We start from the raw sequence: 21,234 nt of genomic DNA, 5'->3' as shown, positions 1-21,234 counted from the left end.
ATGCGAAAGGAGTACTCCGTGAAGAAAATCCTCATGGTCGTAACCAGCGTTTCCGAACTCGGTGCAGGAGGAGAGCCCACCGGCTACAACGTGGCAGAGGCAGCCCACCCTTGGAAGGTCTTCCGAGATTCAGGACACTTTGTCGACTTTGCTTCAATTAAGGGCGGTCAGCCGCCACGGGACACGGTCGATACCGACGACCCAATCCAAGTTCAATTTACTGAAGATGAGACCACCCGTGCTGGGCTTTACAACACTGCCAGGGTAGAAGTTGTTGATCCAGAACAGTACGACGCCGTGTACCTCGTAGGTGGACACGGCACCATGTGGGACTTCCCTAATAACGAAGGCCTTCAGAAACTTGTTGGTGGCATTTACAACAAGGGTGGCGTTGTCGGCGCTGTTTGCCACGGTCCAGCGGGACTCCTTGATGTCGAGTTGCATCACGGTTTGAAGCTCCTTAGTGGCAAGGATGTCGCAGCCTTCACGAATGATGAAGAAGTTGCAGCGGGCAAGGACAAGGTCATTCCGTTCTTCCTTGCAGACAAGCTCACCGAGCAGGGCGCAAACCACATTGCCGTCGATAACTTCGAAGAAAATGTTCAGGTTTCCGAACGATTGGTGACCGGACAGAACCCTGCATCAGCCGCGGGTGTTGCCAAGGAGATGGAGAAGCTTCTAGCTGAAGCCATCCATCAGGAAAAGGCTGAGGAAGAAGCCGCAGAAGCCGAAGCTGAAGCCGACTAGGCTGATACGCAACAACCTCTGAAGTTACGCAGTAACGACGCTTGGACTCGTGTGAAATCACGAGCCCAAGCGTCGTTTTGTGCCCAGTAGTTCCAAGGGTGAATTGGTGCAAGGACCGATGGGACCCGCTCCCATGGCATCCGCGATTTTTGTTGGCGTGAGCTACTAGATCTTTGAGCCATCAGCGCGTTTGAGTGTAACTAGTGAACAAGGCCCGCATGATCGACGGTGGGCACTTCAAGCCCATAGTGACCACGCAGAGTGCTCTGATCGTAGTCAGTTCGGAAGAGCTTGCGTTGCTGCAACAACGGAACAACGTGTTCGGTGAAGGTTTCAATGCCCGAGGGCAATACCGGAGCCATGATGTTGAAGCCATCAGCGGCTCCTGCCTTGAACCAGTATTCGATTCGGTCCGCCAGCTGCTCAGGGGTTCCAGCAAATGTCTGGTGACCACGTCCTGAGCCGAGTTCACGAATAATCTGACGAACCGTCAGATTTTTGCGGTATCCCAGATCCAAAATCAGGTCGCGACGTGAGGTGGATTTTTCCTTGGAAGTCGCTGTCTCCAGCCCCTCGGGGAGCACCTCGTCAAGCTCCAAAACATCCGGGGCTACGTGCAGTTGCTGCGCCAAGGTCTTCTTTGCATACTCCGGAAGAATCAAGTCATCCAAGGCATCAGCCAGCTCAAGAGCTTCAGCTTCCGTTGATCCGAGGATGGGAACGATACCCGGCAAAACTTTGACGGACTGCTCGGAGCGTCCGTAGCCCACGGCCTTGGTCTTGATCTCTTGATAGAAGTCCCTTGCTGATTCGAAGGACTGATGAGCCGTGAATATAGCTTCAGCCCATTGACCGGCAAATTCCTTGCCCGCCTGTGAGGCTCCGGCTTGAATAATCACCGGGTGTCCTTGAGGCGAACGCGGAACGTTCAGCGCTCCCGCTATCTGGAAGTGCTCCCCCACATGAGCGGCTGGATGAATCTTGGCCGGATCCGCCCACGTGCCACTTGCCTTGTCAGCGATGACCGCATCTGGCTCCCACGAATTCCACAATTTTTTCACCACGCTCAGGAACTCATGCGCCCTGGCGTAGCGCTGTGAACTATCAAGCTGTGACTGTTGGGAAAAATTCTGCGCAGCTGCGTCACCGGCAGTGGTCACAACATTCCAGCCTGCTCGTCCATTGCTGATCAGATCCAACGTTGCGAACCGGCGAGCAAGGTTATAAGGATCGTTGTAGCTAGTGGAAGCCGTAGCGATCAGTCCAATATTTTTAGTCACCGGCGCAATAGCGGAAAGCAGTGTCACCGGGTCCAGGATTCCGGCTGGTCGTTGTGCCACCGGCCCTTGAAGCACCGGTCCGTCAGCAAAGAAGATTGCGTCGAGTTTGGCCTTTTCCGCAAGCTGCGCCAAGCGAATGTAGTGGTCAACTTCTGTTCCTGCATGGGGGTCGCTCTCGGGCAATCGCCACGAGGACTCGTGGTGCCCGGTAGTTAGCAAGAATGCGTTGAGGGTTAAAGTGCGTGCCATAATTCTGGTCCTTATCCGTGAGAGTTGAGAGTTAGGCGCGAGCCCAGCGCGAAAAGTGTCGCTCCAATGCCACAAGGGCTGCATTAACAACAAAGCCGAGAATGGCGACGGTCAAGATCGCTGCATACATTTTTGGAATGAGGAAGCTGGCCTGCGAGTTGGTGATCAGATATCCAAGACCAGCTTTTGCACCGATCATTTCAGCAGCAATTAGAACCAGCACTGCAGAAGTTCCTGCCATGCGAATGCCGGTAAAGATAATCGGCACAGAGGCCGATAGGACGACCTTTGAAAAAATCTCAAAGTTGTTTAGTCCCAGCGTTTTGCCTGCACGAATCAGCAGTGGATCTACGCTGCGTGCGCCCAGAATGGTGTTGAGCAGAACCGGGAAGAACGCTGCGTAGAGCACGATGGTGACCTTGGAGAGTTCGCCAATGCCAAGAGTGAGAGTGAATACCGGTAACAGTGCCAGGGCCGCAGTGTTTCGGAATACTTCCAGAAGCGGATTCAGAAAATCTCCGATTCGCGAGAACCATGCCACCACTAGCCCCACCGGTACACCGATCACCACGGCAAGAAGGAAACCGATGGCTGAGCGTCCTAAGCTGGCGGAAATATGTGTCAGCAGATCTCCGCTCACGATCATTTTCCATAATTGCTGAAGTACCTCGTGCAATGGTGGAAGGAAGACCTTGGAGGCCGGTTCAAGGAGAAATTGTGGAATCAGTTCCCACACCAGTAAGAACCCGATGATTGCTCCGGAACGGTAGGGCGTTTTGCTTATCGTTGCCCCAGCTCGTCCCGTTGGTGCTGCTCGTTGCGCGGACGAAGTTTCAACTCTGATCTGCTGATCTGGCAATGCTAGTGTGCTCATGCTGTGGCTCCTGAAGAAATCAAGGTTTTTTCGACCGACGCGGCTACGTCTTGGCGACTGTGGCTATGTAACAGTGACCAGATGTGATGACGGTACTCACCGAACTGCTGGGTTGAGCGGATGTCATCTACCGACTGGCGATCTTGAAGATCAATGTTCACAATTTCCTTGATCTTCCCTGGTCTGGCGGACATGACCGCCACTTTCTGCCCTAGGTAGACCGCTTCTTCAATACCGTGGGTAATAAAAACGATGGTGGTCTTGGTGCGTTTCCAGATGTCCAGCAACAGGTCTTGAAGCTGTTCGCGAGTTTGCGCATCCAGCGCTGCGAATGGCTCGTCCATGAGCAAGACCTTTGGTTCGTGGGCAAGAGCTCGCGCAATCGCTACACGCTGTCTCATTCCTCCGGAAAGTTCGTGCGGGTACTTATCTTCCACGCCTTCTAGGCCAACCAAGCGTAGGTATTCGTGCGCTCGTATCCGGCGTTCAGCCTTGTTCAGGCCCTGGCCATGTCGCGCTTGGCTTTCCAAGCCGACCTGAACATTGGCTGCTGCGGTGAGCCACGGGAACAGCGCATATTGTTGAAAGACAACTGAGCGTTCCAGGCTAGGCCCAGAAATAGGCTGCCCGTCAACGAGAACTTCGCCTTGGCTCGGTGTGCTCAACCCAGCAAGGATGTCCAACAAGGTGGACTTACCGCATCCGCTCGGTCCCACCAAGGTGAAGAATTCGCCGTCCTCAATCCACAGATCAAGTGAATCGATGGCCGTGACTGCGCTTTGGTCGCTAGCGCCAGTACGTTGGAACTTCTTGCTCAGATTTTTGATTTCAATTCTCGACATGATCGGTCATTACCCTTCGCTCGCGAGATCGTTAAATTCGTTGGTGTAGTACTCGCTGGGCGTTATTTCACCGTCAACGATTCCGGTGCTCTTCAACCATTCGGACCATCGGCTGAAGTCTTCATCTGAGATCGGCGCATTCTTGCCTACGCCATAACCGTTGAAATACTGCAGAGCTTCAACATCTTCGCCACGATCTCTGGACTCGATGATGTCCGTCAATTTTCTGAGCACTTCTTCACGTGAATGCGATGACGCCCAGTTCGCCGCTTTGGCGGTACCCGTTGCCAGAGCATGTGCCGCTTCGGGATATTCAGCGATGAAATCGTCACGCAATACGTATTCACCACCATTGAAGTTGTCAAAAACTTCAGTGTCCCGGAAGACTTCCCGCAGATCCCCTTGTTTCACGGCATGGACCTGGGCTGCACCAGAGAGTGCCCCGACGTCTACCTGATGGGTGCGAACCGCTTGCTCGGTATCTGTCGGCGGCAGAACGACTAGCTGAACTTGGTCAATCTCGTCCGGGCTTAATCCTTGTGCTTTCAGATAGGTGTGGATCACGGCTTCGGAGTGAGCTCCGAGGGTGTTGACCGCGACAGTCTTTCCAATCAGATCCCGGGCTTCTTTAATGCCGCTGTCTTTCGCGGCATAAAAACCAACAAAGTAATCGTCATTGGAGCCGTAGTATGAGGCGACCGCGGTCACCGGGGAGCCAGCTTCTTGTAGCTTTACAACTGCGCCGGCAAATGCGCCACCGATGTCGGTCTCGCCGGTCGCCGTGTTTTGAATGGACAGCGGACCGCTGGAGTTATTGCCTACCCATTCCAGCTTAATGCCGTCAAGATATCCGAGGCCGGCAGCCAGCTCAATGAGCGTTACGGTGTTGGCTGCGCCTTCGTAGCGGACATTGATGGTGCCGTCTGCATTCTTCAGATCAGTGCCGTGTGCCGAGGCTGTGCATGACGCCAGCAAAAGTGCTGGTGCCAGCAATAGCGTTGCCGCGCCTTGGCGCTGCCGTCGAGTAAGCGGGGTCTTGAACATCTTTGGTATTCCATTTCCTTTGCCGGTGCGGGCTGTTGCTAGCCATACAAGCACCTTTGGAAAGGGTCAGAAAGGGGCTCTGAAACCTGGTGAAATTCAGTGAAACGCGAAGTCAAAGTCGCTATCAGATGTCCGGAAAAGTCCTTGATGTCTGCACCTGTTGTAGCCTGAGGAAACATCGGGTCATAGTGCCTTCAGCACGGCGTTAATTTGGTTTAACAAGTCGCACAGAGTCTCGTGTTTTTAGCAGGTATCGGCGCGGGCGACTCTACGTATCAGTCATAGAAAGACATGTTCAGTATGTGTGCGGCAGCAGAAAATCAGCTTGTCGATTTTTATGATGATCTCCAGTTCATTCGTGCAGTGAACATGTCGCACAGGTGTTATCCGGGCATAAAAAAATCCCCGCCTTCCAAAAAGGAAGGCGGGGATCTTCGCACCAGTGCGAAAGACTACTTACGTAGGCCCAAGCGCTCGATCAGCGTACGGTAACGCTCGATGTTGGTGTTCTTCAGGTAGCCGAGCATACGACGACGACGACCAACCAGAGCCATAAGGCCACGGCGGGTGTGGTGATCATGCTTGTGCATCTTCAGGTGCTCGGTCAGGTCCAAGATACGGCGGGACATGACGGCAATCTGAACCTCAGGCGAACCGGTGTCACCCTCGTGGGTAGCGTAAGCCTTGATGATTTCGTTCTTGATAGTGGCATCCAATGCCATAACAAACTCCTAGAGTTGGACCGCGTTCATAAGTCAGTGCAAACGCCGAAGCGTCTACGGTGGAAACTCGCAACCGCGGACTGCAGCGAGAACCATCGTCAATCATATCACCGACGGGCACGCCGGCGGGACCTCCAGGCATGGGTGAGATACGGCACCTGTACCTTGTCGCCCAGTTCATGACCCAGATGCTCGTTCCAATACCACCGTAGGTTTGATTCAACCTTGGCTTGGGTTGTCGGCGAAGATTTGCGGTAGTAGCTGCGCGACTTAGTCAGCTCAACGATCTCTTCAAAATCCAGCGACATCGACCAGTGCCAAATACCGTGTTCAGGTTTGCTGAATTCACGACCCAAAGGCGGTTCAAGCTCGGGACGGTGTACATCTCCAGCATGCATAATGCGGGCTAGCCGGTGCACCCACGGAACAGAGACGTCGAGTTGATTCCACAATAAAGTGAGCCAACCGTGATCATGCAGCAGACGGGCAGCCTCAGCACTGGCTTTGGGATGATCCACCCAGTGCCATGCTTGCGCGTAGGTCACCAGATCAACGCTGTCCTCGTCCAAGCTGGTAGCTTCGCCCGAGGCGCACACCGTGGCCACCTGTGGAAGTCGCTTCGCCAAGACCGAGAGCATGTCTTGGGACGGATCAACAGCAGTGACGTCCAACCCCTGTGCTACCAGTTGTTCGGTAAAGATCCCCGATCCACAACCAATATCAACTGCCACTTTTGGCTGGTCCTGCAGGGTGAAGTCCAAGGCCAGCTGTGGATAGGACGGACGGATCTTGTCGTAACTCTCAGCACCGGACTGGAATGCTGACGCTAATTCGTCACGACGCTTGGCACTGACCACAAAAGCACGTTGTGGCAGAGATGGAATTTCAGACATGAGACTTAGCGCGGTTCAACGGCCAGCACTGCGCGAGCTTGATCCACGTCCTGGGTCATCTGCTCAATCAAAGCTTCGATACCGCGGTAGGCGACCATAGGGCGCAGGTGTGAGATAAACTCAACAACAATCTGCTGACCATAAAGGTCAAAGTCTTCAACACCTTCATCTGGGCGGTCGATCACGTGGGCTTCTACCACCCGGGAGACACCATCAAATGTTGGGTTGGAACCCACCGAAATGGCGGCTGGCCAACGGACCTCGGCCTCGTCGATAACCCAACCGGCGTACACACCATCGGCAGGAATGATGCCGGTGGCTTCAGGATCAAGGTTTGCCGTTGGAAAACCCAACTCGCGTCCGCGGGCATGCCCGTGGACCACTTCACCGCGCATCCTGTGGGGCCGGCCGAGGATCTGGGCTGCTGCTTCAACGTTGCCTGCAGCTAGTTCTTCGCGAACCCAGGTCGAAGACAAACGACGCTTATCCCCTACGTCTTGCACGCCGATGACATCGAAGTTGTACTTCTTGCCCAGCTCTTGCATGTAGCTGAAATCGCCGGAGTTGTTACGGCCAAAGCGGACATCGTGACCAACCACGACCGCGACAGCGTGAAGCTTTTCAACGATCAGTGAGCGGACAAAATCTTCAGCGCTTTGGTCAGCAAATTCAAGGGTGTAATGGATCATCAGCGTGGCATCCAAGCCAACGCTGGCCAAGGTATCGATCCGATCAGCGATTCCCATGATCAGCTGTGGAGCAGCCTCGGGGCGATGCACCAGTGCTGGGTGCGGGTCAAAGGTGATGGCCACCGATTGAGCAGAGCGCGCCTTGGCTTGAGTGACTGCTGCGTCGAGCACTTCGCAGTGCCCCAAATGAACACCATCAAAGTTGCCAATGGTCACGACAGTGGGAGCCACATCCGTGGGGACGGCGTCCAAGCCCTTCCAATAGTGCACTTTGCTCCTTTAGAAATTCTTGTGGTGAGTAGAGAACCCACCGAGGCAATTCTTACACGTCTTTAGGCCAGACGCTCGCTGCGGTTACGGTAAAGCCACCACAAGCCAACAATTGGCAATACCAGCGGAATGTAACCGTAGCCTTCACCGAAACCACTCCACACCGATGGGTGGGCGAAAATTTCAGGATGAGTCAATGACAAAATGCCCACAACGATCACACCAACAAGTTCAACGCTCACTGCCCACAGCGAGACAAGCCATGCGCGCGACTTAGAAGATGACAGTGAGAACGTGGCGACAATGTAGATCAGGCCGGAAAGCAATGACAGCGTGTAGGCCACCGGCGCTTCATCAAACTTGCTCACGATTTGGTACGCACCACGAACGGTTGCCGCCAGAGCCAAGATGCCATAGACCGCAATAATCACTCGGCCTAGGCCAGTGGAGCGGCTTGGCTTTGGACCTTTAGTGGCATTGCGAGATTGTGCAGCCTGCATGATCCGTGAGTTACGAGGATTCTGACTCATGTTGTTTACTCCTAGTGCCAGATTTGTTCCATACGGAACAGCATGATGAAGGTGACGGCTGCCGAGGCACCCAACACCGCATTGGACCAGCGACTCTTTTCACTGACAGCCCAGAAGAATGCCAGCGGGGGCATGATCAGCGCGGTGATCAGATATCCCCAGAATTCCAGCGGGTCGCCCTGTACAGCGTTTCCGCCGGCCTGCCTGATCGCGGCAGCAACGCCGTAAACAATCAAGAAGACTTCAGTTGCAGCTGCGCCGATAAGAGCCCAGTCATCCGGGTGCTTGCGAATGATGGTCGCCACCACAGCAACAAGCAATGCCAGTGCACAAACGATGACTCCGGCGATGAAAAATCCGTTCAAGGCAAACAACGGTTCAACCTTTACTTAGCGGTGAAGACTAGGGCCGTACGAGCTTTTTCGCCCTTGTCCTCCAGCAATGCCACCAGCACCCCATTGGGTGCAAAGGCTGCGACGGTCTGGCCAGGCTCAATGTCCATGCTCAGGTGGGATGCGGCAATGGTGCGCCCGAAGGACAGCTCCATCGCTTCATCCACGCTCACCGTACGGTTAGGGAACAACGCAGCGGCAGCCTTCTCAAGGGGCAGCATGGTGAATTCGTTTGCCAGCTGTTCCAGAGTGCTAGTCAGATCAATCTTGTACGGGCCAACCTCGGTACGGCGCAACGCCGTCAGGTGTCCACCAACATCGAGTGCTTCGCCCAGATCGCGTGCCAGTGCACGGATGTAGGTTCCGGAGGTGCAAGAAACGGTGACGTCCACGTCAAGGATCTTGCCGCCGTTTTCTCGACGGATTTCGTGAATCTCGAAGCGTGAAATAGTCACCGGACGCGCCTTGAGTTCTACCTGCTCGCCGGCTCGCACACGTGCATAGGAGCGCTTACCATCAACCTTGATGGCTGAAACTTGGCTTGGTATCTGCTCAATATCACCGCGGAGCTTTGCTACTTCACGCTCGATATCTTCATCGGTGACCGCAGCAGCAATACGCTGAGAGATAATTTCGCCTTCAGCATCGTCGGTGACAGTGTTTTGTCCCAGACGGATGGTGGCGGTGTAGGTCTTATCGTGACCAACGATGTAGGTGAGTAAGCGGGTCGCCTTGTTAACACCGACAACAAGCACACCTGTGGCCATCGGGTCTAAGGTGCCAGCATGGCCCACCTTGCGGGTCCCTGCGAGTCTACGGATACGACCAACCACGTCGTGGGAGGTCAATCCTTGATCTTTGTCGACTAGTACCAGGCCCGAGGCCTGCTCTTGCGTGTTCTGCCCGGCTTTACTCACGCCTTCCAGTATATGGCTTAGGCAGAAAATTCACCCGTCTTGCCGTTCAACCGTGGCCGATGCCACGTCGCATCCCAGATTGTTCCTGCCACGGATTGCAGATGAGTCCTTCCAGGCTCTGCGAATTGGCCGCAAAATAAATTTTTTCAAGAGATTCCAATCCGTTGGGCATCCTGCCCCGAATGCTCATTGACAACCTGATCCGCACGGACAGGAAAAGGACCGACGACATCAGTCGCGGCGAAGCAAGGAGAAAATCATGAAGCGCACATACAGCAAAGTCGCTGGAGCATTCGGGCTCATCGCAGTCGCCGCCATGGGACTGAGCGCCTGCTCGACCGGTTCGGAAACCATGGAATCACCCACCACCTCCGCATCGGAAAGCAGCTCGCCGATGGCAAGCGAATCTGCAATGGATCCGGCAAGCAATCTCGTGGGCAGCGGCTGCGCCGCCTATGCCGAAGCAGTGCCAACCGGTGACGGTTCGGTAGCAGGCATGGCCAAGGATCCAGTGGCCGTTGCAGCTTCCAACAACCCGCTGCTCACCACGCTGACTTCCGCAGTTTCCGGAAAGCTGAACCCGGACGTTGACCTGGTCGACACCCTCAATGGCGACGAATTCACCGTCTTCGCTCCGGTTGATGACGCATTCGCCGCAATCCCGAAGGATGACCTGGCCGCTGTGGCCAAGGACGCGGACACCCTGAGCAGCATCCTGACCTACCATGTGATTCCCGGCCAGATCGCACCAGATGATCTTCCCGGAACCCATGCAACCGTCCAGGGCGAGGATGTAGAAGTCACCGGCAGCGGCGACGACCTCGAGGTCAATGGCGCTTCGGTCATCTGCGGTGGCGTGCAGACCGCCAACGCGACCGTGTACCTGGTGGACACCGTCCTGATGCCACCAGCCAAAAAGTAGCAACGGCGCAATTGCAAGGCCGATGGCCTGAAGGTGATGCATGGAGTCCAAATCCAGGCATCACCTTCGCTGGTTCAACGGGCCGTGCTCCCCCATCGGCAACTTTCGCAAAGCGCCACGGAACAGCAGACAGCGAAACAGACACAGATGCGTGAGACTCTAGGATTCATGAGTTCAAATAGACTCGACTCCATGGAAGACGATTCCGTTCAAACGCCGGACGCCCTGATGCAACAGGTCGCGCTGGGACAAGAAGTTGCCTTCGAATCGCTCTACGATGCCATGGCTTCCCGAGTCTTCGGACTCGTGCTGCGGGTGCTTCGCGACAGGGCACAGAGCGAAGAAGTCACCCAAGAAGTTTTCGTCGAAGCCTGGCAGCAGGCCCAGCGCTTTGATCCAGCACGCGGCACCGCAGCCTCCTGGCTGCTGACCATTGCCCACCGCCGAGCCGTGGACCGTGTGCGTTCGAGCCAAGCAAGCCAAGCACGGGATTTGCGCGTTGGAATCAAGGACTTCGAAGACAGCTACGATGATGTGGAAGAGAACGCCATCTTGCACGATGAAACCGTGCGCGTTTCCCAGGCACTGCAACGGCTCAGCGCGCCTCAGCGCGAGGCCATACACCTGTCCTACTTTGGCGGATACACCCACCTGGAAGTCGCCGAGATTCTGAAAATACCGGTGGGAACCGCCAAAACGCGAATACGCGATGGAATGAGCAAACTTCGAGACCTGATGGGAGTGGCGTAATGGACAAGCATGAAAACGAGCGAACCGATAGCTTCGCCCGGGACGCCCTGGAGGACAAAGAACGCGAGGACCTGCTCAACCAGTCTCCGAATTCCGCCCAGGCTCGCCAGGAACTCGATGCACTGCAGGAAACTGCAGGATTGCTTGGCTTGGCGGCACAGCCGGTTGCGCCTCCGCCACGGTTGAAGGCCAACATCATGTCCGCCATCCGCACCACCGAGCAGCTCCCTCCCGTTGCGGACCAGGCACCCACCCTGGGCAGCTCTCCCGCAGCCGTCCCAGCCACCGAGGCTCCAGGGGAACCTGGTTCCGCTGCAGAACCTCCGGTCCAGCAGACAGGAACAGGACGCGGCACGCAGCGCTTCTTTGCCCTGGCCGCCGGCGTGCTGCTGCTGGCAGCAGTGGCCTTGGGAGGATTGGCGATCAACCAGACTTCCGAGCAGCGCGAGATGGAGAACAAGATGGCCGCCATGGCCTCGCATGAAGACGAGCTCACGCGGATTCTGGGCGCCCCTGATGCGAAGTCAAGAACGCAGACCCTGGAGGACGGAGCCCGTATCACGCTTTCCTATTCGGCCGATGAGGGCTTGATGGCTGTTTCCACCTCCGGCATGCCGGCTTTGTCCAGCGACAAGGGCTATGAGCTATGGCTAATTTCGGCCGATGGAGCAGTTTCTGCGGGCATGCTCGCCGGCGCCGATGCCGATGGCATGATCATGGTTTCAGATCCGATGAAGGACATCACGCACTTCGGGATCACTGTGGAGCCAGCTGCTGGATCCCCTGCCCCGACAACAGATCCCATCATGGTCCAGGCGCTGTGAATCCGCAAAAATTCTCGTAGCCGATTCCAATCCGCATCGCAGGATGTTCCGAATACATGGAGAGTGGTTGTTCCCCTGTGATCGGCAGGGGAACATGGATCGCAACGCATGAGGTGAGTGGCAGTGGGCATTTCAACGAAACGCAACGACAGAGTTCTCGTATTCCACGCGGTGGCTGGAATCTGTTCGGCAGCAGCCATGTTCGCCGTGGCTCAGTTCGCCTCGGCTTTTTTCAACGGCGCCTCGTCGCCGTTTTTCTCCTTGGGCTCGGCCATTATCGACCTGACTCCGCCATGGCTCAAGGACTTTGCCATCGCGACCTTCGGCACCAACGACAAGCTGGCGCTGTTCATATCCATTGGCGTCGTCGCAACGGTCCTGTCCGCGGTAGTCGGCCTGCTGGCCAAGCGAAGCTTCGCCCTTGCCTGCACCGCCATCGTTGCCTTGGCCATGGTGATGTCCAGCGCAGTGGTCACCCGTGCGTCCACCAGCCTGCTTGATATTGTCCCAACGGTACTCGGCGCGATTGCCGGCATCGGGGTTTTGCAGTGGCTCAGCCGGCTGGCTTCAGCCACGGTCGCGCCTCCGGGCGAGGACGCCAGCATCCCGGGTCCAAGCCGCAGAACCTTCCTGCTCGGTTCGGTCCTGGCCCTGGCCGCCTCGGCCATAGCTACCGGCGCTTCGAGCTCGATCTCCGCTGCGCGGAACATGGCTGAGGCTGCCCGCAAGGCCTTGCGCTTGCCTGCGCCCCGTACCAAGGCAAAACCCCTGCCGGCAGGGGTTCAGGTCGAGGAAGCGGATATGCCACGCTTCGTTACCCCGAACCGGAATTTCTACCGTATCGACACCGCACTTTCGGTGCCCCAAATCGACCCGGGACAGTGGTCCTTGCGGGTTCACGGCATGGTGGAGAAGGAATTCACCATGAACTTCGACGAGCTGCTGGACCAAGAGCTCGTGGAAACCTATCTGACGCTGACCTGCGTATCGAATCCGGTCGGCGGCGACCTGGTAGGCAACGCACAATGGCTGGGCTATCCACTGCGCCACCTGCTGGAACGCGCCATTCCCCAAGCCGGCGCAGATATGGTGCTCTCCACGTCGCATGACGGCTTCAGTGCTTCAACCCCGCTGGAAGTCCTGAGAGATGACCGGATGGCCTTGCTGGCGATCGGCATGAATGGCGAGCCGCTGCCATTCGAGCACGGGTTCCCGGTGCGCATGGTGGTTCCTGGCCTGTACGGCTACGTGTCTGCTACCAAATGGGTGGTCGATCTGGAAGTCACCCGGTTCCAGGACAAGGCTGCCTATTGGACGACTCGCGGTTGGTCCGAACGCGGTCCCATCAAGATGTCTTCCCGGATCGATACGCCTCGCCCATTCGCCAAGGTACCCGCAGGGGACGTCGTGCTGGGCGGTACCGCCTGGGCCCAGACCCGCGGCATTTCCCGCGTGCAAGTGCAGATCGATGACGGACCATGGGAAGATGCCGACTTGGCAGCCGAGGCCTCCTTGGATACGTGGCGACAGTGGCGCTTCGTGTGGAAGGATGCGACGCCCGGCGCACATTCGGCAACTGTACGCGCCTACGACGCACAGGGCCAGTTGCAGACCAGCGAGAAAGCCAACCCGGTGCCCAATGGCGCCAGCGGCTGGCAACGCCTGCAATTCACCGTGCAGTAGGCGCTGACTGTAGCCTACTGGCTACGCAGCACCTTGATGACTTTCTCAACCCTGCGGGTGCGGGTATCTTCTCCCCTAGCTTGAACGATCGGGTCTACGTGCCCACGTTGTTTGCTGTAGGACAGCTGGCTCCACGCATCAAGTAGCTCTGGTTCCGCAGAGAGCAGCACAGCCAGCGGTTCAGGGATTTCCACGGTGCGTGGTTCTTCATCCAGCTCTAGCTTCACGGTAATTTCGTCCCCCGCACCTTTGCCGGTATTTGCACGAGTCTCGGAGTTAAAAGAAACAAGAAACTGTCCGCCCATGGAGGCGATAGTTGTTCGGTAGGTGTAGTCGCCATTAATTTGAACTGTCACCGGTACACGTTTGCCACGACCAAATCCGTAAACAATTTCATCGGGCACGACCAGCCCTACATTGTTCCCGGTGCTGGCAATCAGGGTGGTGGTGAATTCTGGCATCTACTTGCACCTTTGTTCGAATCCGTTAGTGGTTTCTCACGCTATCTCATCAGCAACGTGAGCACTAGGGTTCTGGCGTTTAAACGTCAGATGCCCGGGCCACCACGCATTATGCGTAGTGATCCGAGCATCAAACTAAGTAGGACTAGAACAAGGAAGCTTAAGCTTCTTCTTCCTCTTCGTCCTTCTTGTATGGGTCCTGGTCCCCTGCGAAGTCTTTGCCTTCGCGAAGGGCTGCAACTTCAGCGTCCTTCTCGCGGGCCTTAGCCAGCAGTTCCTCAAGGTGCGAGGCACCTTCAGGGATTTCGTCGGCTACGAAGGCCAGCGTTGGGGTCAGACGGATGGTCAGGTTGCGGCCCAATTCCTTGCGCAGCGCACCGCCGCGCTTTTCCAGCGTTTCGGCGATACCCTTCTTCATCTCGTCATCACCAAAGACGGTGTAGTACACCGTAGCGTGCTGCAGGTCGTTGGTAACGCGGGCGTCGGTCACGGTGACATTATCGATGCGTTCGTCTTTGATGACGGTGCGCAGCGACTGGGCCATGAGGACCTGCACGCGCTTAGCCAAGCGTGCGGCGCGGGCTGAATCAGCCATGGTTTTCTCCTAATGGTTCAAAACTCGTGGGCGCTTGACCAAATCTTATCGGTCAAACGCCCACGAATCAGTGAGTCACACTGCTAATTGCTGGTGAGCAATTAGTCGCGTGGCTTTTCGCGCATCTCGAAGGTCTCGATGATGTCGCCGTCCTTGATGTCGTTGAACGACCCCAGGCCGATACCACATTCGAAGCCTTCGCGGACCTCGGTGACATCGTCCTTTTCGCGACGTAGCGATTCGATCGACAGGTTGTCGCCAACCACGTTGCCATCGCGTACCAAGCGAGCCTTGGAATTACGCTTGATGGTGCCCGAGCGGATGATCGAACCGGCAATGTTGCCGAACTTCGAGGAACGGAAGACTATGCGGATCTCGGCGGTACCGAGGGCAACTTCTTCGTATTCCGGCTTGAGCATGCCCTTGAGCGCTGCTTCGATGTCGTCGATAGCGGAGTAGATGACCGAGTAGAAGCGCATATCCACGCCTTCTTTGTCAGCCAGTTCAGACACGCGCTCGGCTGGGCGGACGTTGAAGCCAATGATGATGGCGTTGTCCACGGTAGCCAGGTTGACGTCGTTCTGGGTGATAGCACCCACGCCGCGGTGGATTACGCGCAGCTGAACGTCGTCGCCAACCTCGATCTTCATCAGCGAATCTTCCAGTGCTTCAACAGCACCCGAAGCGTCACCCTTAAGGATCAGGTTCAAGGTATCGATCTTGCCATCAGCGACGGCCTTATCGAAGTCTTCCAAGGTGATGCGCTTACGACGCTTAGCCAGCATTGCGTTACGCTCTGCGGTTTCGCGCTTGTCAGCGATCTGACGAGCGGTGCGCTCATCGTCGGTGATCAAGAAGCCGTCGCCGGCGCGTGGCACCGAAGACATACCCAAGACCTGAACCGGGCGCGATGGCAATGCCACGTCCAGGTTCTCGCCGTTTTCGTTGAACATTGCACGCACGCGGCCGTGGGCGGTACCCACAACCATGGTGTCGCCAACGCACAAGGTACCGGACTGAACCAGCACGGTAACAACCGAACCGCGACCCTTATCCAAGTTCGCTTCAATGGCTACACCACGAGCGGACTTGTCTGGGTTGGCCTGAAGTTCAAGCACATCGGAAGTCAGCAAGACAGCGTCGAGCAGCTCGTCGATGCCTTCCTTCTGCAATGCCGAAACCTTCACGAACATGGTGTCGCCACCGTATTCTTCAGGAACCAAACCGTATTCGGTGAGCTGACCCATGACCTTGTCAGGGTTAGCACCTTCCTTATCGATCTTGTTCACTGCAACGATGATTGGCACACCAGCAGCCTGTGCGTGGTTCAGTGCTTCAACGGTCTGTGGCATAACGCCGTCGTCCGCTGCAACAACCAGCACGGCCACGTCGGTGACCTCGGCACCACGAGCACGCATGGCGGTGAACGCCTCGTGACCCGGGGTATCGATGAAGGTCATTGCACGAGTGCGACCTTCGTGTTCGTGGTTGATCTGGTAAGCACCGATGTGCTGGGTGATGCCGCCGTGCTCGCCCTCAATAACGTTGGACTTACGGATAGCATCAAGCAGTCGGGTCTTACCGTGGTCAACGTGACCCATGATGGTGATAACTGGGGCGCGCTCTTCAAGCTCGTCTTCGCCTTCAGCCTCAAGTTCGGCTTCCAGATCAAGGCCGAAGCCTTCAAGCAGTTCCTTGTCTTCGTCCTCTGGGGAGACGACAGAAACCTTGTAGCCCAGCTCTTCGCCGAGGACCTCGAAGGTTGCCTCGTCGAGCGACTGGGTGGAGGTAGCCATTTCACCGAGGTGGAATAGTACGGTCACCAGTGCTGCTGGGTTTGCGCCAATCTTGTCTGCGAAGTCGGTGATCGAGGCACCACGACGCATACGGATCTCGGTCTCACCGGTACCGCGAGGTACGTTGACACCGCCCAGGCTTGGAACACTCATCTGCTCCAATTCCTGGCGCTTTGCGCGCTTGGACTTGCGCTGCTTACCGCGACCGGCGCCTCCCTTACCGAAAGCACCGCCAACACCACCGCGACCACGTGGTGCACCTGGGCGGAAGCCGCCACCGGTACCGCCACCTGCGCCACCAGCGCCGCCACCGGCACCTGGGCGCCCGCGACCTGCGCCACCTGGACGACCGCCAGCTGCTGGAGCTGGACGATCAGTGCGGTTAGGCATCATACGTGGAGTTGCGGAGGTTCCTGCGCCTGCTGGACGTGGTCCACCTGCACCGGCACCGGCTGGACGTGGTCCACCTGCGCCTGCACCTGCTGGACGTGGGCTACGCTGGCCGTCACGTGCTGGACGTGGTCCACCCTGACCCTCGCGTGCCGGACGTGGACCGCCCTGACCTTCGCGTGGTGGGCGTGGACCGCCACCCTGCCCCTGACCGGCTGGACGTGGACCGCGCTGGCCGTCACGTGCTGGACGTGCGCCACCCTGGCCACCTTCGCCGCGCATACCCTGCTGGGAAGAGAACGGGCTGTTGCCTGGGCGTGGACCGCCTGGACGAGGAGCGCCCGGACGTGGTGCACGGCCGCCTTCGCGGCTACCTTCGCGGTTTTGGCCGCGACGTTCGCCCGAGTCACCCGAACGCATGCCCTGCTGGGATGAGAATGGGTTGTTGCCTGGGCGTGGAGCACCTGGCTTTGGGCCCGACTTGGCCGCTGGCTTTGGTGCTGCACCTGGAAGTGGTGCGCCCGGGGTTGCCTTAGCAGTCGGTGCTGCTGGGGCTGCCGGCGCCGCTGGAGCTGCCGGTGCTGGGGTCGCTGCTGCAGGCTTAGCGGCAGGCTTGGTGCCTGGCTTAGCTGCTGAAGAAGCAGCCGGAGCTGCCGCTGGCTTCGAACCCGGCTTTGGTGCGCCCGAGGTTGCTGGCTTAGCTGCAGCCGGCTTGGCTGCAGCAGCGTTGGAACCTGGGAAAGCATCGCGCAACTTGCGCGCTACTGGAGGCTCAACGGTCGAGGATGCGGAGCGAACAAATTCGCCCATATCCTGCAATTTGGTTAGTGCTTCTTTTGAAGTGATTCCGAGCTCTTTAGCGAGCTCGTGAACGCGGGGTTTAGCCACATCTCTCCTGTATCGATGTGATCTGCTCAAACCCCAATTTCAAAGAAAAATCTTCTATGCAGGAGGTCTGGCAAATCAGCTGTGTAATTCGTGAAATTCTTCCGTCGCACGGTGGATCACGCAGAACTGATAGTTCATCGTTGTGCGCTCAACATTGTCGACTCATCGGGTTGCCATCAGATTTCTGACCCGCTTTCATCATGTTTGCCAGATTGCTGACGTGCCGCCAGCTGATCTTCGTATGCGGTAAATTCCTGCACTACCTGCGAATCGTCGACGGCGGACCGGAAGGCCCGCGCGAATGCTTTTCGCTGTACTGCTTGCCGCACACACTTTTGTGTACCGTGGGTCCAGGTTCCTCGCCCGAAGGCGGAACCCTGCAAATCCAAGCTCACCGCACGAAGCGGAGTACCTTCATTGAGGACCCATCTGAGTAACTCGTTTTTACTGGTAATGGTTCGACAGCCAATGCACGTGCGTTGCTGATGCAGCTTCATGCGAGCGCCGTCGCCACCTTCCCTAGTTGTACGAGCCATCTACTAGTCTAGCGCGTTTGCACGCCATAGCGCGCATGAGTTGTGGCTCACACACGCTAGGCTTGCACGCGACTAACTAGCAATTCTTAGCAATCCAGCTTTAGAGCTGTGGCTCCTTGCCGCCGGATGCAGCCAAGATGTCAATGCGCCAGCCGGTCAGTTTGGCGGCCAGGCGGGCGTTCTGCCCCTCCTTGCCGATAGCCAACGACAGCTGGGAGTCTGGAACGACGACGCGAGCACGACGCTCTGCCTCATCAAGGATCTCTACCGAGACGACCTTGGATGGGGACAGTGCTGCGGCGATGAACTTCGCTGGATCTTCGTTGTAGTCAACGATGTCGATCTTCTCGTCGTTCAGTTCATTCATTACTGCACGAACGCGGGTACCCATTTCACCGATGCAAGCGCCCTTGGCGTTCACGCCAGGCTTGGTTGCACGAACAGCGATCTTGGTGCGGTGACCAGCTTCACGAGCCAGTGCCTCAACAACAACGGTGCCGTCAGCAATTTCAGGCACTTCCATTTCGAAGAGCAAGCGAACCATGCCTGGGTGCGAACGTGACAGGGTCACAGCTGGACCCTTGTTGCCGCGTTCAGCCGAGACGACGTAAGCGCGCAGGCGGTTGCCGTGCTGGTACTTCTCGCCTGGAGATTGCTCTACTGGTGGCAGCAATGCCTCCAGGTCGCCAATCTTTACCTGAACCATGTGAGCCGAGTAGCCCTGCTGGATCACGCCGGAGATCAAGGTGCCTACGCGGGTGGTGTATTCACCGACAACCTGTGCATCTTCAGCTTCACGCAAACGCTGCATGATGACCTGACGAGCGGTGGAAGCAGCGATGCGTCCAAAGCCGTGTGGGGTGTCGTCAAATTCGCCGAGCAGAACACCGGCGTTATCGCGGTCCTCCACCAAGATGGCAACGTGACCGGTAGCGCGCTCAATAAAAGCACGCGCCCCTGGCATTGCGCCTTCGGTCTTGTTGTAAGCCAGCAGCAAAGCCGACTCGATGGTTGGAATCAGTACATCCATGGGGATGTCGCGGTCTTTTTCCAGAATACGCAGAGCGTTGAGATCAATATCCACGCTTAGCCCTCCAAATCTTCAGAATCAACGGTGTCTAGTGGTGCGTCATCGAAGTTCAGTTCTGGGTCGACGACAGCTTTACGGATATTTTCAAAAGTGTGGAGGGCAGGTTCTAGGACCTTAGTCTTCATACCCTTCTTGGCTGGCTCACGGTGCTCAGCAACCAACACATCAGCGTCGTTAACTTCCAACAGCCGGCCGCGCAGTTTGGTTCCGTCGGCCAAGGAAATCTTAACCATGCGGTTTAGGGCGCGAACCCAGTGACGCTTGGCAGTCAGCGGGCGGGAAAGACCTGGCGAGCTGACTTCCAGTTCATAAGGGTCAGCCGACGCATAAGCTGCGTCTTTGTCCAGAGCGTTGGAGATGGTGGTGGTTACTTCACCGAGTTCATCAAGAATCACCGAATCGTTGCCGTCTGGCTTGTCAACGATGATCTGAACGATCATCTGCTTGCCAGAGGGGCGCAAAGTAACTTCTTCTAGGAGAAGCCCGTGGGATTCTACTTCCTTGGAAAGCAAAGCAGTCAGACGCTGCGCTTCCTGTTCGGTATCGGCCGGTATTCCGGTCATGGATATCCTCCCACGCTATTCGATGTTGTCCGTTAAGCGTATATTGCGTTTCGCTTGTTGAGAACTATCAACCGCGCTCAGGTGAAAGAACTCACGAAGTTTTTCTTCTCGTGGTGGTGCGCAACACGAGAATTGACCTAAATTCGAGCTCGAACGTGAAATGATCGAATCGCTATGACTGAAAAATTCCCTCACGCCGATGCTCGCAAGAAGAAAATCGCTTCTCGTGCGCCGAGCTGGATCGCACCAGTGTTAGGCGGTGTTGTTGCTGCAGCACTCACCTGGGGAATTGGTAGCACGATATTTCATGGGGCCTTAGTTGATCAGGGTCTACCAGAACAGGTCCAGTCCGCCTCGGACGATAAACGTGCCTTGTGGGTTCGAGGAGGCGAGCTCGCAGACCTCGCGGCCCGAGCCAACAAGCTCGCCGAGCTAACCGATGGTTCCAGCGCTGAAGCTTTGGCAAACCTAGGCGCTTCGCTGGCGCAGGGCGCTGCCTTACTCGGCGAATTGCAGTTCGAAGAGCAGACACCAACTGCATTACCGCAGTCCTACTCCCCCGAACTCGTACAAGAATTGGCTCAAGATGTGGCCAAGTCTTCAGCTTCGCTGCCTGCGCTGAAGAAGCCGTCGCTACAGAGCACAAAGCTTCTTTCTCAGATCGCGTTCCAGACCAACCTCGATGCCAACAAAGCGATGGACTCCTTGGGTGAAAAGAACCCACCGGAGCTTGCCAAGCCACTCGGTGCCGTCGCCGACCAGGATCAGAACCAGCCAGTGGCGTGCCTTCCCGATCCAAATTTGCTTAACGCTGACGCCGAGGTTAAAGACTCAAAGAACTTTGAGTCCGTCACCGTAGCTCGTGCATTGGACCGCGGTTATGCCTTGGACTATGCGTTGCAGCTACAGGCCGCCCGTGGTGTCTCCTCGCAATCAGCCGCGATTGAGAAGAAACGAACTGCACTGAGCAAGCAGTTAGCAAGCTTGCGTTCGGCGGTAGATGCAAAGTGTGAAGATTTGCGCCAGCCTGCTTACGCGTTGCCCAAAGATGGCCTGAAGGATCTGGGGAACGTCGTTTCAGATGCGACCGAGGATTTTGATCAAGCGTTAGTTCTTGCCGCTGGCAGCTCGGATGAAGGCACTGGCCAACGCATCGCCGCTGTTGCTTTTGAAGTGCTGGACAACGAAGCTAAAGCCAATCCTGAGCACCGCATCCTAGTGTCCGGCGCCAGCGTCAATTAGAGCTGAATCCATCCTAGATTTTCGTGGAGTTCACCTCGAAGATAG

The 21,234-nt window shown here is 56.7% G+C and carries 22 protein-coding genes; 6 read left to right on the top strand and 16 right to left on the bottom strand.

The features are described from left to right. Window positions 1–18: 18 nt before the first annotated feature. Window positions 19–747, top strand: coding sequence for a type 1 glutamine amidotransferase domain-containing protein (locus AC1Z3F_RS02265; protein ID WP_131089977.1), 729 nt, complete (start codon window positions 19–21; stop codon window positions 745–747). Window positions 748–947: 200 nt separating this feature from the next. Here the strand turns inward: AC1Z3F_RS02265 and AC1Z3F_RS02260 are convergent, their stop codons facing one another. From AC1Z3F_RS02260 to truB, 10 genes are all read right to left on the bottom strand, one after another. Beyond that, a complete protein-coding gene (locus AC1Z3F_RS02260; protein ID WP_483566500.1) occupies window positions 948–2,276 on the bottom strand; it encodes an LLM class flavin-dependent oxidoreductase in 1,329 nt (442 codons plus the stop codon). 31 nt (window positions 2,277–2,307) lie between these two features. After that, window positions 2,308–3,150 carry an ABC transporter permease gene (locus AC1Z3F_RS02255; protein ID WP_483566499.1) on the bottom strand — a complete coding sequence of 281 codons (843 nt, stop codon included), beginning with the start codon at window positions 3,148–3,150 and terminating at the stop codon, window positions 2,308–2,310. After that, window positions 3,147–3,995: an ABC transporter ATP-binding protein gene (locus AC1Z3F_RS02250; protein ID WP_207306528.1), complete on the bottom strand. Its 849-nt coding sequence runs from the start codon at window positions 3,993–3,995 to the stop codon at window positions 3,147–3,149. The genes AC1Z3F_RS02255 and AC1Z3F_RS02250 overlap by 4 nt, the downstream gene beginning before the upstream one ends. A 6-nt stretch (window positions 3,996–4,001) precedes the next feature. Further along, window positions 4,002–5,036, bottom strand: a complete 1,035-nt coding sequence (locus tag AC1Z3F_RS02245; protein WP_483566498.1) for an ABC transporter substrate-binding protein — start codon at window positions 5,034–5,036, stop codon at window positions 4,002–4,004. 452 nt (window positions 5,037–5,488) lie between these two features. Then, entirely contained in the window at window positions 5,489–5,758 is a 270-nt protein-coding gene (gene rpsO / locus AC1Z3F_RS02240; protein WP_131089982.1) for a 30S ribosomal protein S15, read from the bottom strand. A gap of 107 nt (window positions 5,759–5,865) precedes the next feature. After that, on the bottom strand, window positions 5,866–6,651 hold the full coding sequence (locus tag AC1Z3F_RS02235; RefSeq protein ID WP_131089983.1) for a class I SAM-dependent methyltransferase: 786 nt from the start codon (window positions 6,649–6,651) through the stop codon (window positions 5,866–5,868). A gap of 5 nt (window positions 6,652–6,656) precedes the next feature. Continuing rightward, the gene (locus AC1Z3F_RS02230; RefSeq protein WP_131089984.1) at window positions 6,657–7,610 is read right to left on the bottom strand and encodes a bifunctional riboflavin kinase/FAD synthetase; all 954 of its coding nucleotides are present in this window, start codon (window positions 7,608–7,610) and stop codon (window positions 6,657–6,659) included. A 62-nt stretch (window positions 7,611–7,672) separates the two neighbouring features. Then, entirely contained in the window at window positions 7,673–8,140 is a 468-nt protein-coding gene (locus AC1Z3F_RS02225; RefSeq protein ID WP_483566497.1) for a hypothetical protein, read from the bottom strand. An 11-nt stretch (window positions 8,141–8,151) separates the two neighbouring features. Continuing rightward, a complete protein-coding gene (locus AC1Z3F_RS02220) occupies window positions 8,152–8,514 on the bottom strand; it encodes a hypothetical protein (RefSeq protein WP_131089985.1) in 363 nt (120 codons plus the stop codon). Window positions 8,515–8,525: 11 nt separating this feature from the next. Beyond that, window positions 8,526–9,449 (bottom strand): tRNA pseudouridine(55) synthase TruB, encoded by a 924-nt coding sequence (gene truB / locus AC1Z3F_RS02215; RefSeq protein WP_444613014.1) that lies wholly within the window; start codon window positions 9,447–9,449, stop codon window positions 8,526–8,528. A 259-nt stretch (window positions 9,450–9,708) separates the two neighbouring features. Here truB and AC1Z3F_RS02210 point away from each other — a divergent pair, with 259 nt between their 5' ends. From AC1Z3F_RS02210 to AC1Z3F_RS02195, 4 genes are all read left to right on the top strand, one after another. Next, the gene (locus tag AC1Z3F_RS02210) at window positions 9,709–10,371 is read left to right on the top strand and encodes a fasciclin domain-containing protein (protein WP_483566496.1); all 663 of its coding nucleotides are present in this window, start codon (window positions 9,709–9,711) and stop codon (window positions 10,369–10,371) included. 168 nt (window positions 10,372–10,539) lie between these two features. Continuing rightward, a complete protein-coding gene (gene sigK / locus AC1Z3F_RS02205) occupies window positions 10,540–11,121 on the top strand; it encodes an ECF RNA polymerase sigma factor SigK (protein ID WP_483566495.1) in 582 nt (193 codons plus the stop codon). Continuing rightward, a complete protein-coding gene (locus AC1Z3F_RS02200; RefSeq protein ID WP_483566494.1) occupies window positions 11,121–11,945 on the top strand; it encodes an anti-sigma factor in 825 nt (274 codons plus the stop codon). The genes sigK and AC1Z3F_RS02200 overlap by 1 nt, the downstream gene beginning before the upstream one ends. 198 nt (window positions 11,946–12,143) lie before the next feature. Then, the gene (locus tag AC1Z3F_RS02195; protein ID WP_483566930.1) at window positions 12,144–13,628 is read left to right on the top strand and encodes a molybdopterin-dependent oxidoreductase; all 1,485 of its coding nucleotides are present in this window, start codon (window positions 12,144–12,146) and stop codon (window positions 13,626–13,628) included. Window positions 13,629–13,642: 14 nt separating this feature from the next. On the opposite strand, the gene AC1Z3F_RS02190 is transcribed toward AC1Z3F_RS02195, so the two are convergent. The 6 genes from AC1Z3F_RS02190 to rimP form a co-directional block, all read right to left on the bottom strand. Beyond that, window positions 13,643–14,089, bottom strand: a complete 447-nt coding sequence (locus AC1Z3F_RS02190) for a YdeI/OmpD-associated family protein (protein WP_131089989.1) — start codon at window positions 14,087–14,089, stop codon at window positions 13,643–13,645. A 160-nt stretch (window positions 14,090–14,249) separates the two neighbouring features. Then, a complete protein-coding gene (gene rbfA / locus AC1Z3F_RS02185; RefSeq protein ID WP_483566493.1) occupies window positions 14,250–14,684 on the bottom strand; it encodes a 30S ribosome-binding factor RbfA in 435 nt (144 codons plus the stop codon). Window positions 14,685–14,785: 101 nt separating this feature from the next. Continuing rightward, the gene (infB, locus tag AC1Z3F_RS02180; RefSeq protein ID WP_483566492.1) at window positions 14,786–17,758 is read right to left on the bottom strand and encodes a translation initiation factor IF-2; all 2,973 of its coding nucleotides are present in this window, start codon (window positions 17,756–17,758) and stop codon (window positions 14,786–14,788) included. Window positions 17,759–17,934: 176 nt separating this feature from the next. Then, entirely contained in the window at window positions 17,935–18,294 is a 360-nt protein-coding gene (locus AC1Z3F_RS02175; RefSeq protein WP_131089992.1) for a YlxR family protein, read from the bottom strand. 100 nt (window positions 18,295–18,394) lie between these two features. Next, a complete protein-coding gene (gene nusA, locus AC1Z3F_RS02170) occupies window positions 18,395–19,378 on the bottom strand; it encodes a transcription termination factor NusA (RefSeq protein ID WP_131089993.1) in 984 nt (327 codons plus the stop codon). Between the two features lie 2 nt (window positions 19,379–19,380). Beyond that, window positions 19,381–19,947: a ribosome maturation factor RimP gene (rimP, locus tag AC1Z3F_RS02165; protein WP_131089994.1), complete on the bottom strand. Its 567-nt coding sequence runs from the start codon at window positions 19,945–19,947 to the stop codon at window positions 19,381–19,383. Window positions 19,948–20,121: 174 nt separating this feature from the next. On the opposite strand from rimP, the gene AC1Z3F_RS02160 reads away from it, so the two are divergent. Further along, a complete protein-coding gene (locus tag AC1Z3F_RS02160; protein WP_131089995.1) occupies window positions 20,122–21,189 on the top strand; it encodes a hypothetical protein in 1,068 nt (355 codons plus the stop codon). Window positions 21,190–21,234: the final 45 nt, after the last annotated feature.

This window comes from Glutamicibacter sp. MOO4 (assembly GCF_056934395.1).
The sequence above is the reverse complement of the archived record's forward strand: the minus strand, read 5'-3'. Positions and strand labels throughout refer to the sequence as shown.